General features: G+C 62.5%; 14 protein-coding genes and 1 tRNA gene. 2 read left to right on the plus strand and 13 right to left on the minus strand.

Features of this window, described 5'->3' with window-relative positions:
- Positions 1-25 precede the first annotated feature (25 nt).
- The gene (locus FGKAn22_RS01480) at positions 26-604 is read left to right on the plus strand and encodes a TIGR02281 family clan AA aspartic protease (RefSeq protein ID WP_212786228.1); all 579 of its coding nucleotides are present in this window, start codon (positions 26-28) and stop codon (positions 602-604) included.
- A gap of 6 nt (positions 605-610) precedes the next feature.
- On the opposite strand, the gene FGKAn22_RS01485 is transcribed toward FGKAn22_RS01480, so the two are convergent.
- Positions 611-1612, minus strand: a complete 1002-nt coding sequence (locus FGKAn22_RS01485; protein WP_212786229.1) for a CDP-6-deoxy-delta-3,4-glucoseen reductase — start codon at positions 1610-1612, stop codon at positions 611-613.
- A gap of 55 nt (positions 1613-1667) precedes the next feature.
- Between FGKAn22_RS01485 and FGKAn22_RS01490 the strand changes: the two genes are divergently transcribed.
- Positions 1668-2540 carry an SDR family oxidoreductase gene (locus FGKAn22_RS01490; protein ID WP_212786230.1) on the plus strand — a complete coding sequence of 291 codons (873 nt, stop codon included), beginning with the start codon at positions 1668-1670 and terminating at the stop codon, positions 2538-2540.
- Here FGKAn22_RS01490 and FGKAn22_RS01495 read toward each other — a convergent pair.
- From FGKAn22_RS01495 to ffh, 12 genes are all read right to left on the minus strand, one after another.
- Positions 2530-4512 carry an MASE3 domain-containing protein gene (locus FGKAn22_RS01495; protein ID WP_212786231.1) on the minus strand — a complete coding sequence of 661 codons (1983 nt, stop codon included), beginning with the start codon at positions 4510-4512 and terminating at the stop codon, positions 2530-2532. The two genes, FGKAn22_RS01490 and FGKAn22_RS01495, sit on opposite strands and share 11 nt — an antisense overlap.
- Positions 4513-4531: 19 nt before the next feature.
- A complete protein-coding gene (gene trpD / locus FGKAn22_RS01500) occupies positions 4532-5548 on the minus strand; it encodes an anthranilate phosphoribosyltransferase (RefSeq protein ID WP_212787119.1) in 1017 nt (338 codons plus the stop codon).
- Positions 5548-6117: an aminodeoxychorismate/anthranilate synthase component II gene (gene pabA, locus FGKAn22_RS01505; protein ID WP_212786232.1), complete on the minus strand. Its 570-nt coding sequence runs from the start codon at positions 6115-6117 to the stop codon at positions 5548-5550. Before pabA ends, trpD begins: the two co-directional genes overlap by 1 nt.
- Positions 6118-6131: 14 nt before the next feature.
- Positions 6132-7760, minus strand: coding sequence for an NAD(P)/FAD-dependent oxidoreductase (locus tag FGKAn22_RS01510; protein WP_212786233.1), 1629 nt, complete (start codon positions 7758-7760; stop codon positions 6132-6134).
- Between the two features lies 1 nt (position 7761).
- Positions 7762-9249, minus strand: a complete 1488-nt coding sequence (gene trpE / locus FGKAn22_RS01515) for an anthranilate synthase component I (protein ID WP_212786234.1) — start codon at positions 9247-9249, stop codon at positions 7762-7764.
- A gap of 101 nt (positions 9250-9350) precedes the next feature.
- Positions 9351-10046, minus strand: a complete 696-nt coding sequence (locus FGKAn22_RS01520; RefSeq protein ID WP_212786235.1) for a phosphoglycolate phosphatase — start codon at positions 10044-10046, stop codon at positions 9351-9353.
- A 5-nt stretch (positions 10047-10051) separates the two neighbouring features.
- Positions 10052-10468 carry a hypothetical protein gene (locus FGKAn22_RS01525; protein WP_212786236.1) on the minus strand — a complete coding sequence of 139 codons (417 nt, stop codon included), beginning with the start codon at positions 10466-10468 and terminating at the stop codon, positions 10052-10054.
- A 4-nt stretch (positions 10469-10472) separates the two neighbouring features.
- Entirely contained in the window at positions 10473-11159 is a 687-nt protein-coding gene (gene rpe / locus FGKAn22_RS01530) for a ribulose-phosphate 3-epimerase (protein ID WP_212786237.1), read from the minus strand.
- A 217-nt stretch (positions 11160-11376) separates the two neighbouring features.
- Positions 11377-11712 (minus strand): HU family DNA-binding protein, encoded by a 336-nt coding sequence (locus tag FGKAn22_RS01535; RefSeq protein WP_212787120.1) that lies wholly within the window; start codon positions 11710-11712, stop codon positions 11377-11379.
- A 194-nt stretch (positions 11713-11906) separates the two neighbouring features.
- Positions 11907-11982 (minus strand) — tRNA-Ala (locus tag FGKAn22_RS01540).
- A 26-nt stretch (positions 11983-12008) separates the two neighbouring features.
- Positions 12009-12722: an HAD-IA family hydrolase gene (locus FGKAn22_RS01545; RefSeq protein ID WP_212786238.1), complete on the minus strand. Its 714-nt coding sequence runs from the start codon at positions 12720-12722 to the stop codon at positions 12009-12011.
- A 29-nt stretch (positions 12723-12751) separates the two neighbouring features.
- Complete coding sequence (gene ffh / locus FGKAn22_RS01550) at positions 12752-14101, minus strand: signal recognition particle protein (RefSeq protein WP_212786239.1); 1350 nt, start codon at positions 14099-14101, stop codon at positions 12752-12754.
- Positions 14102-14114 lie beyond the last annotated feature (13 nt).

Below are 14114 nucleotides of genomic sequence, written 5' to 3' on the forward strand. Positions count from 1 at the left end.
GCGACTGATCGGCATGGAGGTGGTTATGCCCAGCAAGTTCTTCATATTTGCAGTACTCGCGTTGTTTGCCGACGTTGCATGGGCCGGCACGGTCTACAAATGCCGGAATCCTCAGGGCGACCTGGTTTACCAGGAAGCGCCCTGCAAGCAGGATGCCCAATCGCTCAAGTCATGGTCTGCGCCATCCTTCGCGTCATCCGGAGAGCAACAATCGGCCGATGGTGCTTTAGCGTCGGCTGCCAATTGCAAGCTCGTCATCCCGCAAGGCAATGGTCACTATTCTGTTAACGGTTCGATCAACGACAAACCGCTAAACTTCGTCGTCGATACCGGTGCGTCGAGCGTTGTTTTGCCGAGGTCGGTGGCGTTGGCGGCGGGCGTTTACTGCAAGGACCAGGTGCTGATGCAGACGGCAGGCGGCTCTGCCAGCGGCTGCGCCAGCATCGCCGCGAAGCTCAGGTTCGGGCCGTTCCAGATCAGGGATGTGCCGGTGATGATCGCGCCGAACCTGACTCAACCCCTGCTTGGCATGAACGTCCTGCAGAAATTCAGGATCGAGCAGGACGGTGGCGAGATGCGCCTATCGCTACAGAACCAGCGTTAATGCGCCCTAGATCTTCGGCGCGAAGGTGAATGCGTCTGAGAAGAACGATTCGTTGGGCAGGCCGCGCTGCGTGGTGAACTCACGGAACGCCGCTTCCACCACCACCGGTGCGCCGCAGGCATAGACGTCGTAGCCTGACAGGTCGCTGAAGTCCTCCATGACCGCCTGGTGCACGAAGCCGCTGCGCCCCGACCATGGCTCATCCGATACCACCGGCGTGGACTTGATGCCCAGAGCTTCCCACTCTTTGATCTTGTCCAGCATGTACAGGTCGGCCTGTTTGCGCACGCCCCAGTAGAAATGCATCGGGCGTTTCACGCCGATGTGCAGCGCGTGTTCGATGATGGCCTTTACCGGCGCGAAGCCGGTACCACTGGCGACGAAGATGATGGGCTTGTCCGAATCTTCGCGCAGGAAGAAGGTACCGAGCGGCCCCTTGATGCGCAGGATGTCGCGTTCTTTCATCTCGTTGAACACGTGGGTGGTGAACGCGCCGCCCGCGATGTTGCGCACGTGCAGTTCGAGCAGTTCATCGTCGTGCGGTGCGTTGGCCAGCGAGAAGCTGCGCGGCTTCTGGTCCTTCAGCAGGATGTCGATGTACTGCCCGGCGAGGAACTGCAGGCGCTCGTTCGCGGGCAGACGGAGCTTGAGCACCATCACGTCATCGGTGACCTTTTCCATCTTCTCCACGCGGCACGGCATGGTCTTGACCTGGATGTCCTTTACCGTGCTGACCTCGTGGCATTCGATGGTGATATCGGACAGCGGCTTGGCGCAGCAGAACAGCGTCATGCCTTGCGCCTTTTCCGCGTCGGTCAGCGCATGCGCCTGCGACTTGCCGTGATCTACCGAGCCTTGCAGCACCTTGCCTTTGCACGCGCCGCAGGCGCCGTTCCGGCAACTGTAGGGCAGTGTGTAGCCGTGCTTCAACCCCGCGTCCAAGATGGTCTCGTCGGCCTCGATGGGGAAGGAATGGTTGCTCGGCAGGATGGTCGTCTTGAAAGTCATGGCAATACGAATATCGGATTTCGGAAAAGCACGGATTTTAACGCATAATGAAAAAGTGAAACGACTGCTTATCATCGGCTGCGGCGACATCGCGCTGCGCGTCATCCCCTCGCTGGTGCGGCGCTATCGCGTATATGCCTTGGTGCGCAATCCGGCGCAGCGCGAAAAGCTGCGCGCGCTCGGCGTGACGCCCATAGTCGGCGACCTGGACGATCGCACCAGCCTCTCGCGCATCGCCGGACTCGCACATGCCGTGCTGCATTTCGCGCCGCCCCCAGCCACAGGCGCACGCGACACGCGCACGCGCAACCTGCTCGCCGCCTTGTCGCAGGATACGCAGCCAAAGCGGCTGGTCTACATCAGCACCAGCGGCGTGTACGGCGATTGCGGCGGTGCGCGGGTGAACGAGACGCGGCCGCCCAAGCCGCAGTCTCCGCGCGCGCAACGGCGCGTGGATGCCGAGCGGCAGATCCGCGCCTGGGCGAAGCGCAACCTTGTCTGTGCGGCCATCCTGCGCGTGCCCGGCATCTATGCGGCGGACCGCCTGCCGCTGGAGCGCATCCGGCAGGGGACACCGGCCATCGCGGCGGAAGAGGACGGCTACACCAACCACATCCACGCCGATGACCTGGCGCGCATCGCGGTGAGCGCCCTGCGATACGCCAAGCCGAACCGCGTATGCCACGCCAGCGACGATAGCGGGATGAAGATGGGCGACTACTTCGATGCGGTGGCGGATGCGTATGGCTTGCCGCGCGTGCCGCGCGTCGGACGTGCCGAGGCCCAACGGGTGCTGCCGGAATCGCTGCTGTCGTTCACGAACGAATCGCGGCGGCTGGGCAACGAGAGGATGAAGATGGAGCTGAAAGTGAGGCTGCGTTATCCGGCGGTATGCGCAGCCTCGCTGCAAGACCGCTTTACGATTTGAGCTGGTAGTTCTTTTCCCGGAACAGGCGGAGCGCGGCATCCACCACGGCGGGGTCGTAGCGCGTGCCGCGGTGCGTGCTGACTTCCTCGAATGCGGACTGGAGGCCCAGGCCGGCACGGTAGGGGCGGTGCGAGGCCATCGCCTCGATTACGTCGGCCACCGCGAGGATGCGCGCCTCCAGCAGGATCTCGTCACCCTTCAGTCCCTGCGGGTAGCCCGAGCCGTCCATGCGTTCGTGATGCTGCAGCACGAATTGCGCGAGCGGCCAGGGGAATTCGATCCCCTTGAGGATGTCGTAGCCGGCCTGCGGGTGCTGCTTGACCAGCGTGTATTCGATGGCGCTCAACTGTCCCGGTTTGCTCAGGATTTCCGCAGGGATGGATATCTTGCCGAGGTCGTGCACGATGCCGGCGAGATGGATCGCGTAGATCTGTTCGTGCGTCAGTTCCATCTCGCCGGCGATGCCGGCGGCGAGGTCGGCTACGCGCCGCTGGTGGCCGGCGGTGTAGGGATCGCGCATCTCGACCGTGGCGGCGATCGCCTGCACCGTGTCGTGCAGGCTGTCGCGTGTCAGCTCGAGCTCGTGCTGGCGATTGAGGCGCTGCCGTTCGAGCTCTCCTCGTGTCCGTAGATTGACGATGCCGAAAGCGATGTCCATCGCCATCTCCTCCAGCAGCGCGATTTCCACGCTGTCGAAGGCATTCGCTTCGTCCGCATAGATGGTGAGGGCGCCGAGGCTGGTAGTGTCGTGTTGCAGGGGTAATGCGATGCTGGCGCGGTAGCCGTAGGTCAGGGCGGGCTTGCGCCACGGGGTCATGCGCTCGTCGCCGGCGAAGTCCTGAATCACCTGAGTCTGGCCGGTGCGTATCGCCGTTCCGGTCGGCCCGCGGCCTTCCGCCTTTTCTTCCGACCAGCTGACATGGATCGTCCTGAGGTAATCGCTATCTGCAGGGAATTGCGCCACCGGGCGCACGGTCTTCGCCTCATCCTGCTGCGCTTCGCCGACCCAAGCCAGCGGATAGCCTCCCTCTTCCACGATGACGCGGCACATGTTCTGCAGCAGCTGCGCTTCGCTGTCCGAATGCACCAGCGTGTGGTTGCAGGCGCTCAGCGTTTTGAGCGCGCGGTTCGCGTGCCGCAGCGAGGCTTCCGCCTGCACTACGCGGCGGAAAGGTTCATGCACGCTGCCGACGAAGATGGTGCGATAGATGAGGATGTAGGCGGCGATCTTGTAGACATGGCCGAGCAGGTTGAACACATCGGTCACGTCGGAATAGAGCGTGAAGCTCAGTTCGCTGAGCGTGGTGATGACGGCGGCACTGAACAGTCCGGCCGCCTCGCGAGATTCGCCGCGTTGCGCCTGCCGCCAGAAGATCAGGGCGGCAATGGCGAGGATGCCAACGATGAAGTATTCGGCACCAACCTTGAGTGGGGTAAGCCCCTGGCCCGCGATGAAGGTGCGTGGCAGGCTGTCCTGATGGTACAGGCCGATCCAGTACACCAGCGCGCTGATGCCGAGCGCTGCGACCATCAGTCCATAACGGGTATTCGGGCGGGACAGCGGCGTCCATGGCCGTAGCGCGACAGCCAGCAGCGCTACCGCAAACAGGAAGCGCGCGGCGAGCCAGAAGTTGATCGCCTTTTCCGGGCCGGCTGGCGTGACCCAGTCCGGCATGCCGGCGAACGACAGCATGTGGGCGAAATCGATGAGTCCCACGGCAAGCGAGGCGCAGGCGAGGATGATAATGTTTGCGGCGCGTTCGCTGCTGTATGCGTTCCACGCCACGCCGAATACCAGCATGGAGACAACGATGGAGAGCGTCTCGACGGGCAGGTGGACGCTCTGGTATTTCGAGATGCCTTCGAATGCGTGTTGCGGCGGTGCCAGCCAGACCGCGAGGAACAGCGCCGCAAGGATCGCAAGCAACCATTTCACCGGGAGCGAGATCGAATTTCCGGAGGGGTTACTCATGGCGGGCTCGCTGTGCAGGTCAATCGTTGCTGATACGGATCAGTTGGCCCAGTTTTTCCCTGGCCGCGCCGCTGGCGATGGCATGGTCGGCCTTCGCGACACCCTCCTTGAGCGAGGATGCGAGTCCCGCCACGTAGATCGCCGCGCCTGCGTTGAGCTGCACGATGTCGCGCGGCGCGCCGGCCTCGTTGTCCAGCACGCCCAGCAGTTTTTCGCAGGCCTCGTCGATGTTGGCGACGCGCAGCAGGTCGACCGGAGCGCTGGGCAGGCCGAAGTCGCTCGGGTGCACGGTGTATTCGCGCACCTTGCCGTCCTTCAGTTCGGCGACGTAAGTGCCTTCGCTGATCGAGATCTCGTCCATGCCGTCCGCGCCGTGCACCACCAGCACGTGGCGGCTACCGAGCTCGCCGAGCACCTGCGCGAGCTTGGCGGTGAGCGACTGGTGGAACACGCCGAGCACCTGGTTCTGTGCGCCGGCTGGATTGGTCAGCGGTCCCAGCAGGTTGAACAGGGTGCGCACGCCGAGTTCGCGGCGCACGGGCGCGGCATGCTTCATCGCGCTGTGGTGGTTGGGGGCGAACATGAAGCCGACGCCGATGCTGTCCACGCAATGCGCGACCTGGTCGGGCTTGAGGCTCACGTTCACGCCGAGCTTCTCCAACACGTCCGCGCTACCGCAGGTGCTGGAGACCGAGCGCCCGCCGTGCTTGGCGACGCGGGCTCCTGCCGCGGCTGCGACCAGCGCGCTCGCGGTGGAGATGTTGAAGGTCTGCGCGCCGTCGCCGCCGGTACCGCAAGTGTCGATCAGGTGTTCGGTGTTGTGCACGCTCACCTTGGTCGACAGCTCGCGCATCACCGCAGCCGCTGCGGCGATCTCATCTACCGTCTCGCCCTTTGCGCGCAGGATGACCAGCACCGCGGCGATCTGCGCCGGGGTGAGCTGGCCCCCCATGATCTGCTGCATCAGTTCGCGCATGTCGGCAAACGGCAGGTCGCGGCCTTCGAGTAGGCGGGTCAGGGTCTGGGCGTAGTTCATCACTTTGCCCCTTCCAGGAAGTTCTTCAGCATGTCGTGCCCGTGCTCGGTGAGGATGGACTCGGGGTGGAACTGCACGCCGTGGATGGGCAACGTCTTGTGGCGCACACCCATGATCTCGCCGTCGTCGGTCCATGCGGTGATCTCCAGGCAGTCCGGCAGCGTCTCGCGCTCGATCACCAGAGAATGGTAGCGCGTTGCGGTGAACGGGTTGGGCAGGCCGGTGAACACGCTGTTGCTGTTGTGGTGGATCAGGGATGTCTTGCCGTGCATCAGCGTCTTGGCGTGGATGATCCTGCCGCCGAAGGCCTGGCCGATGCTCTGGTGGCCGAGACAGACGCCCAGCAGCGGCACCTTGCCGGCGAAGTGCTTGATCGCGGCGACCGACACGCCAGCCTCGTTCGGTGTGCAGGGGCCGGGCGAGATGACGATCTGTTGCGGATTCAGTTTTTCGATCTGCTCCACCGTGATCTCGTCGTTGCGGCGCACTTCCACGTCCGCGCCGAGCTCGGCGAAATACTGCACCAGGTTGTAGGTGAAGGAGTCATAGTTATCGATCATCAAAAGCATGTTTGCTCCAATCCTCAATTCTTTGCCTGCATCATACTCAACGCCACCGCTTCGGCAACCTTGATGCCGTCCACTGCCGCGGACAGGATGCCGCCCGCATAGCCCGCGCCTTCGCCGGTCGGATACAGGCCGCGCGTGTTAAGGCTCTGCAGGTCATCGTCGTTGCGCTTGATGCGCACGGGCGACGAGGTGCGCGTCTCCACGCCGGTGAGTACCGCATCTGCGAGGTCGAACCCGCGTATCTGTTTTGCGAAGGCGGGAAGCGCTTCGCGGATCGCGGCGATGGCGTAATCCGGTAGCGCCGTGGACAGGTCGGTGAGATGCACCCCCGGTGTATAAGACGGCTGAACCTCGCCAAAGTTGCGGGAAGGCTTGCCCGCGAGGAAGTCGCCGACCAGCTGGCCGGGTGCCTGGTAGGTGCCACCGCCCAGTTCGAACGCGCGCGACTCCCAGCGGCGCTGGAATTCAACACCGGCGAGCGGGCTCTTCGGATCGTCCGGAACGGGGGGGTAATCCTCGGGCGTGATGCCGACGACGATGCCGCTGTTCGCGTTGCGCTCGTTGCGCGAATACTGGCTCATGCCGTTGGTGACCACGCGACCCGGTTCCGAGGTCGCGGCAACCACCGTGCCGCCGGGGCACATGCAGAAGCTGTACACCGAGCGGCCGTTGGCGGCATGATGCACCAGCTTGTAGTCCGCCGCGCCCAGCAGCGGGTTGCCCGCGTTGCTGCCATAGCGCGCGCGGTCGATCAGCGATTGAGGATGCTCGATGCGGAAGCCGATGGAGAACGGCTTGGCCTCGATGTAAACGCCGCGGCGGTAGAGCATCTCGAAGGTGTCGCGCGCGCTGTGGCCTATCGCCAGCACCAGGTGGTTCGTCGCCATGCGTTCGCCACTGCTCAGCACCACCGCTCGCACTTGGCCATTGTCGATCTCGACGTCGTCGACGCGGCTCTGGAAACGGATCTCGCCGCCCAGCGACTGTATGGTCTCGCGCATCTTTTCGACCATACCGACCAGTCGGAAGGTGCCGATGTGCGGATGGCTCACGTACATGATCTCTTCCGGTGCGCCCGCCTTGACGAACTCGGCCAGCACCTTGCGGCCGAGGTAGCGCGGGTCTTTGATCTGGCTGTACAGCTTGCCGTCGGAGAAGGTGCCCGCGCCGCCCTCGCCGAACTGCACGTTGGATTCCGGATCGAGTTTGCCCTGGCGCCACAGCCCCCAAGTGTCCTTGGTGCGTTCTCGCACGGCCTTGCCGCGTTCGAGGATAATCGGGCGGAAGCCCATCTGCGCGAGGATAAGTCCCGCGAACAGGCCGGCAGGTCCCATGCCGATCACCACCGGGCGTTCGTTGAGGTTCCGAGGTGCCTGCGCGACGAAGTGGTAGCCGGTGTCGGGCGTGATGCCGACATGCGGGTCTTTCCTGAAGCGTGCGAGCACGGCGGCCTCGTTACGCAGCTCAACGTCCAGCGTGTAGGTGAACAGGATGCTGTTCTTCTTGCGCGCATCGACGCCACGCTTGAACACCTCATAGCGGAGCAGGTCGCTCTCGGCGATGTTCAGGCGCTCGAGGATGGCAGCTTTGATTTCGCCCTCGGGATGCTCGATGGGCAGTTTGATTTCGGTCAGTCGCAACATGCTAGCGATGCGCTTGCGCGTCGAGTCCGTCCAGCACCATCTCCGCGGCGCGCAGCACGGCGCGCGCCTTGTTCTGCGTCTCCATCCATTCGCTGTCCGGCACCGAGTCTGCGACGATGCCCGCGCCCGCCTGCACGTACAGCATGTTGTCCTTCACCACGGCGGTGCGCAGCGCGATGGCGACATCCATGTCGCCGTTGAAGCCAAGGTAGCCCACCGCGCCCGCATAGATGCCGCGCTTGGATGGCTCGAGTTCGTCGATGATCTCCATCGCTCGCACCTTGGCCGCGCCTGACACCGTGCCGGCAGGGAAAGTAGCCTTGAGCACGTCCATCGCAGTGAGTCCCGGTTTGAGTTGTGCCTCGACGTTGGAGACGATGTGCATCACGTGCGAATAACGTTCGATCACCATCTTGTCGGTGAGCTTCACCGTGCCGTTCTGCGCCACGCGCCCGATGTCGTTGCGACCCAGGTCGATCAGCATCAGGTGTTCGGCCAGTTCCTTCGGGTCGGCCAGCAGTTCTGTCGCCAGTTCGGCATCCTGCTGCGGCGTCTTGCCGCGCGGACGGGTGCCGGCGATGGGGCGCACGGTGACGGTGTTGCCTTCCAGTCGCGCCAGGATCTCGGGCGAAGAGCCGACCACATGATGGTCGCCCATGTCGTAATAGAACATGTAGGGCGAGGGGTTGATGCTGCGCAGCGCGCGATACAGCGACAGGGGCTGCGCCGGGAAGGGCTGCGCCATGCGCTGCGACAGCACCACCTGCATGATGTCGCCGTCGAAGATGTACTGCTTGGACTTCTCCACCGCGGCCTTGAACGCGGCCTCGCCGAACTCGGATTGCGCTTCCTGGTGCGGGACGGCCGATGCGAATGGTATGTCTATCGGACGGCGCAGCAGGCCGACGAGCTCGCGCAGGCGCTCGCGTGCCAGCGGGTAAGCGTCATCTTGTGCCGGGTCGGCATACACGATGAAAGTCAGCTTGCCGGACAGGTTGTCGATCACCGCGAGCTGCTCGGTGAGCATCAGCAGGATGTCGGGCGTGCCCAGCGTGTCGGGCTTTTGCGTCTTCGCCAGGCGCGGCTCGATGTAGCGCACCGTGTCGTAGCCGAAATAGCCCGCGAGGCCGCCGGTAAAGCGCGGCAGGTTCGGCAGGGGCGCCACCTTGAAGCGCGACTGGTATTCGCTGATGAAATCCAGCGGGTTGTCGACGGTGTGCGTGGTGGCGTTGTCGCCGTGGCTGAGCGTCACCTGCTTGCCGCGCACCGTGATGCGCGTGTCGGCGGGCAGGCCGATGAAGGAATAGCGCCCGAAGCGTTCGCCGCCCTGCACCGATTCCAGCAGATAGGAAAAGGGCTTGTTGGCGAGCTTGATGTACAGCGACAGCGGCGTGTCGAGATCGGCAAAGGTCTCGGCGACCAGCGGGATGCGGTTATAGCCTTGTTCGGCGAGTGCGTTGAATTCTTGTTCAGTGATGGGATGCAACATAAAACCTCCGGGTGATTTTGCAGACGATGTGTGGACGCATGGCGTCCGGTGAGGCCGGGCTCACCATCGCCAGCTGATCGTTTGCGGGAGGTAGTCGTTCTTCATTGCATCGTGCGCTTTATCAATGGCAAGGCGGCGGGCAGGTCTGCGATGACCGCATCGAGGTCCAGTCCATCCACCGGTTCGCCGTGATTGTAACCGTAAGGGACGCAGAACACAGGACAACCTGCGGCGCGCGCCGCGACCGTGTCGTTGAGCGAATCGCCGATCAGCAGCAGCTGCTCGATGGGCACGCCGAAGAACTGCGCGGCATGCAGCAGCGGCATCGGATGCGGCTTCTTCTCCGGCAGTGTGTCGCCGGACAGCACGATCTCGAAATACTTCGCCAGACCGATGCCTTTCAGCAGCGGTTCGGTGTAGCGCGCGATCTTGTTGGTGATACAGCCGAGTTTGAAACCCGCGGCCTTCATCGCATCCAGGCCTTGCAGCACGCCGCCGAACGGTTTGCTCTGCAGCAGCAGCTCGGTGTAGTGCTTTTCGAAGATCGGCAGCGCCTTGTCGAACAGTGCGGTTTCCGGTTCGGCGTGCATGTCGCCGGTCAGCGCGCGCTTCACCAGCCAGGATATGCCGTTGCCAATGTAGCTCATCAGCAGTTCCTGCGAAACGGGCGCACGGCCCATGTCGCGCAGCATGCGGTTGGCTGCCTCGGCCAGTTCGGGTGCGGTGTGCAGCAACGTGCCGTCGAGGTCGATGACGATGGCGCGCACGCTCAGGGGCGGGTGAAAGAGTTGCGGCATGAGCTCTAGCGGGGTGCCTTGGTACCGTTGGGTGCAACTGCCGTTTTTTTCGCCTCGGGGGCCGCTTTCGGCGCAGATGCTGATTCAACCTTCGATGCGGCTGCGGGCTCGGCGGGTTTGACTTCGCTTTGCGCCGCAACGGCCGGCGCAACAGGTTGTGGTGCAGCCTGGTGCCTTCCCATGGCGGGGTCGACGATCCCTTCCTTGATGGCCTTGTCCGCGGCCTTCCAACCGCTCAGGATAGAAGTCGGGCTTTGCGACTCGTTCTCCTTCATGCAGTCCTCGGGCGGCTTGTACGAAAGGCGGCAGGCATAGCCGATCGCCTCGGCATCGTAGATCTTCTGGTCGGCGGCGCCAGTGATCCGGTCGCAACCAACCAGCGTAATAGCGGCTAACAGCAACACGGATGACTGGGCGCGCATGATGTTACGCCTTGACCTTGGCCAGCTCGGCACGCAACTCGCCGATGATGGTGTCGTAACGATTCTTGTCGTTGGCGTTGTACTTGCCGAACACTGCGGAACCCGCGACGAAGGTGTCCACGCCTGCCTCTGCCACTTCCTTGATGTTGGCCGGGCCCACGCCGCCGTCGATCTCCAGGCGGCAGTTGTACTTGCCTGCATCGATCATTTGGCGGACCTTGCGTGCCTTGTCCAGCACGTGGGGGATGAACTTCTGACCGCCGAAGCCGGGGTTCACCGACATCAGCAACACCATGTCCAGCTTGGGCAGCGTGTATTCCAGTACGTCCAGCGGGGTGGATGGGTTGAACACCAGACCTGCCTTGCAGCCCAATTCCTTGATCAGGCCGATGGTGCGGTCGATGTGTTCGGATGCTTCCGGGTGGAAAGTGATGTAAGTCGCGCCGGCCTTGGCGAAGTCGGGGATGATGCGGTCGACGGGCTTGACCATCAGGTGCACGTCGATGGGAGCGGTCACGCCATGCTTGCGCAGCGCTTCGCATACCAGCGGGCCGATGGTCAGGTTGGGCACGTAATGGTTGTCCATCACGTCGAAGTGCACGATGTCGGCGCCGGAGGCCAGGACGTTGTCGACTTCCTCGCCCAGCTTGGCGAAGTTGGCGGACAGGATGCTAGGAGCGATTTGATACATGTTGTTACCCTTCAGTTAGTTCGAATGCTAAGGGCGCATTCTAACCGAAATGGCCGATTCGGTTTATACCGGGCGCTACCAGCGGGCGGGGGCAGGAATGGAAAATGAAGAGAGGAAACAAGAGTCCGGCCCTACGACCGGGTGGGATGAACTGCCGGTTTGTTGATGCAAACGAAAACGCCCCTGTGAAGGGGCGTTGTATCCAATTCGGATAGACTTACTTCTTGGCGCTGTTTACCGCATCCTTCAAAGCCTTGCCGGCCTTGAATGCTGGCTGCTTGGAGGCCTTGATCTTGATCTCTTCGCCAGTGGCCGGATTGCGGCCTGTACGCGCAGCGCGCTTGCGTACTTCGAATGTGCCGAAACCTACCAGAGTCAGGCTGTCGCCTTTCTTCAGAGTGTTGGTGATGATGTCGATCAGAGCTGCGATATTGCGATCCGCATCAGCCTTGGTGCCGCATGTCTTGTCTGCAAGTGCATCGATGAGTTCTTTACGATTCATTGTGATTACTCCATATGGTTGTGGCAAAAGCCGCTGCGGATTGTTGTGGATATTTGATTCGTTGACAAGGGGTATGAGGTCTCTTTGTGATGGAAATGTGCAATTGAGTGGCCAGCTCAATATTTGAGAATCTTCAATAGGTGAGTTTGCTGGCGATTTTTGGTGGCCGGATCATCGGGGTCTGCCAATAGACTGGCATACAGGGGGGCAGATTGCGCACCTAATGTGGATTGGGCGACAGGATATGGTGGAGGTGATCAGGATCGAACTGACGACCTTCTGATTGCGAACCAGACGCTCTCCCAACTGAGCTACACCCCCACGGCTGGTGAATCCTAAACAGAAATTTACGCTTTGGGAAGCGGCAGGCCGGTGATGCGGTAGAAACTAGCCAGGTCACTCAGGTCGTCGAACACTCCGGCCGCATCGGCGAAGTCCTGCCGGTGCGTATAGGGATTGGTGGTGACGTAGGTCTTGATGCCTGCAGCCAGCGCCGAACGCAGGCCGTTGTTTGAGTCCTCAAGCGCGATGCAATCGGCAGCGGGCAGGCCCAGCTTGTCCAGCACCCAGAAGTAGATGTCCGGCGCGGGTTTCTTGTTCGGCACGATGTCGCCGCAGCCGATGGCAGCGAAGTGTTTTTCCCAGTCCTTGCCGAGGCCGATTTCGAGAAGGGTGGCGACATTCTCGGGCGAGGTCGTGGTGGAGATCGCGAGCAAGATGCCGCCGGCATGTGCATCGGTGATCAGTTGCTTGATGCCGGGGCGCAGCGGGATGCGGCCTTCGCGCAGCATGGCGTTGTAGTGGCCGGTCTTCACCACATGCAGGTTCTTCACGAAGCCTTCATAGTCGGCGGGCCTCTCGAACTCCGGCAGGCAGGTCTCGACGAAGTGCTTGATGCGCTCCTTGCCACCGGTCACCTTGAGCAGCTTGTCGTAGAGCGCGACGTCCCAGTTCCAGTCCAGGCCGTTCTCGGCGAAAGCTTTGTTGAAGGCGATGCGGTGTGCGTCTTCGGTATCGGCAAGCGTGCCGTCAACGTCGAATATGATGGCTTTGATAGTCATGATGTGTTGCGATTTCGGGTGAGTTGAATTTAACGCAGGCCGGGGAATTTGCCCGCCATGCCGCGCATCAGCTTGCCCATCCCGCCCTTGCTGAACATCTTCATCATCTTCTGCGACTGTTCGAACTGGTTGAGCAGCTGGTTGACGTGCATCACCTGCACGCCCGCGCCCATGGCGATGCGGCGCTTGCGCGAGGCTTTGATCAACTCAGGTTTGCTGCGCTCCAGCGGGGTCATCGAGTTGATGATGCCTTCGATGCGGTTGATCTGCTTGTCGTCCACTTGGGCGCCGGCGGCGGCCTGGCTGAGCTGCGCGGGGAGCTTGTCCATCAGTGCGGACATGCCGCCCATCTTGCGCATCTGCACGATCTGCATCTTGAAGTCGTTGAGGTCGAAGCCCTTGCCGCTCTGTACTTTCTTGGCCAGCTTCTGGGCCTCGGCCATGTCCACGCCGCGCTGCGCTTCTTCGAGCAGCGACAGCACGTCGCCCATACCGAGTACGCGCGAAGCCATGCGTTCCGGGTGGAAGGCTTCGAGGCCGTTGGGCTTCTCGCTCACGCCGATGAACTTGATCGGTTTGCCGGTGATCTGTCGCACCGACAGTGCCGCGCCGCCGCGCGCATCGCCGTCGAGCTTGGTGAGGATCACACCGGTGAGCGGCAGCGCCTCGCCGAATGCCTTGGCGGTGTTCACCGCATCCTGGCCGGTCATCGCGTCGACCACGAACAGCGTCTCGATTGGCTTCAGTGCGGCATTCAGCTGCTTGATCTCCTCCATCATCGCAGCGTCGATCGCGAGGCGGCCGGCGGTGTCGACGATCAGCACATCGTGATAGTGCTTCTTCGCGTAGTCATGCGCGGCCAGTGCGATGTCCTGCGGTTTCTGGCTGATGTCGGAGGCGAAGAAATCGATCTCAAGCTGTTGCGCCAGCGTGCGCAGTTGCTCGATCGCGGCGGGGCGGTAAACGTCGCAGCTGACCAGCAACACCTTCTTCTTCTGCTGCTCACGCAGCAGCTTGGCCAGCTTGCCGCTGGTGGTGGTCTTGCCCGCGCCCTGCAGGCCGGCCATCAGGATCACGGCGGGCGGGGTGGTGGCGAGATTGAGCGCATCGTTGTGCTCGCCCATCAGCTTGGTGAGTTCGCGGTGCACCACGCCGATGAATGCCTGCCCCGGATTCAGGTTGCCGATGACTTCCTGGCCGAGTGCCGCCTCCTTGACCTGGGCGATGAAATCCTTGACCACGGGCAGCGCGACATCCGCCTCGAGCAGCGCCATGCGCACTTCGCGCAGCGCGTCCTGGATGTTGCTCTCGGTGAGGCGCGCCTGGCCGCGCAGGTTCTTGATGACGCCGGAAAGGCGTTGCGTCAGATTGTCCAGCATATGGGTGTGTTAT

Origin of the sequence: Ferrigenium kumadai (genome assembly GCF_018324385.1) — a bacterium.
GTDB classification, from domain to species: domain Bacteria; phylum Pseudomonadota; class Gammaproteobacteria; order Burkholderiales; family Gallionellaceae; genus Gallionella; species Gallionella kumadai.

Bases quoted from the DNA above. Each gene is read 5' to 3' on its own strand.
- FGKAn22_RS01520 (WP_212786235.1), bottom strand. From the start codon at position 10,046: ATGCCGCAACTCTTTCACCCGCCCCTGAGCGTGCGCGCCATCGTCATC.
- FGKAn22_RS01485 (WP_212786229.1), bottom strand. From the start codon at position 1,612: ATGACTTTCAAGACGACCATCCTGCCGAGCAACCATTCCTTCCCCATC.
- trpE (WP_212786234.1), bottom strand. From the start codon at position 9,249: ATGTTGCATCCCATCACTGAACAAGAATTCAACGCACTCGCCGAACAA.
- pabA (WP_212786232.1), bottom strand. From the start codon at position 6,117: ATGCTTTTGATGATCGATAACTATGACTCCTTCACCTACAACCTGGTG.
- FGKAn22_RS01510 (WP_212786233.1), bottom strand. From the start codon at position 7,760: ATGTTGCGACTGACCGAAATCAAACTGCCCATCGAGCATCCCGAGGGC.
- FGKAn22_RS01495 (WP_212786231.1), bottom strand. From the start codon at position 4,512: ATGAGTAACCCCTCCGGAAATTCGATCTCGCTCCCGGTGAAATGGTTG.
- FGKAn22_RS01545 (WP_212786238.1), bottom strand. From the start codon at position 12,722: ATGACTATCAAAGCCATCATATTCGACGTTGACGGCACGCTTGCCGAT.
- ffh (WP_212786239.1), bottom strand. From the start codon at position 14,101: ATGCTGGACAATCTGACGCAACGCCTTTCCGGCGTCATCAAGAACCTG.
- rpe (WP_212786237.1), bottom strand. From the start codon at position 11,159: ATGTATCAAATCGCTCCTAGCATCCTGTCCGCCAACTTCGCCAAGCTG.
- FGKAn22_RS01480 (WP_212786228.1), top strand. From the start codon at position 26: ATGCCCAGCAAGTTCTTCATATTTGCAGTACTCGCGTTGTTTGCCGAC.
- trpD (WP_212787119.1), bottom strand. From the start codon at position 5,548: ATGAACTACGCCCAGACCCTGACCCGCCTACTCGAAGGCCGCGACCTG.
- FGKAn22_RS01525 (WP_212786236.1), bottom strand. From the start codon at position 10,468: ATGCGCGCCCAGTCATCCGTGTTGCTGTTAGCCGCTATTACGCTGGTT.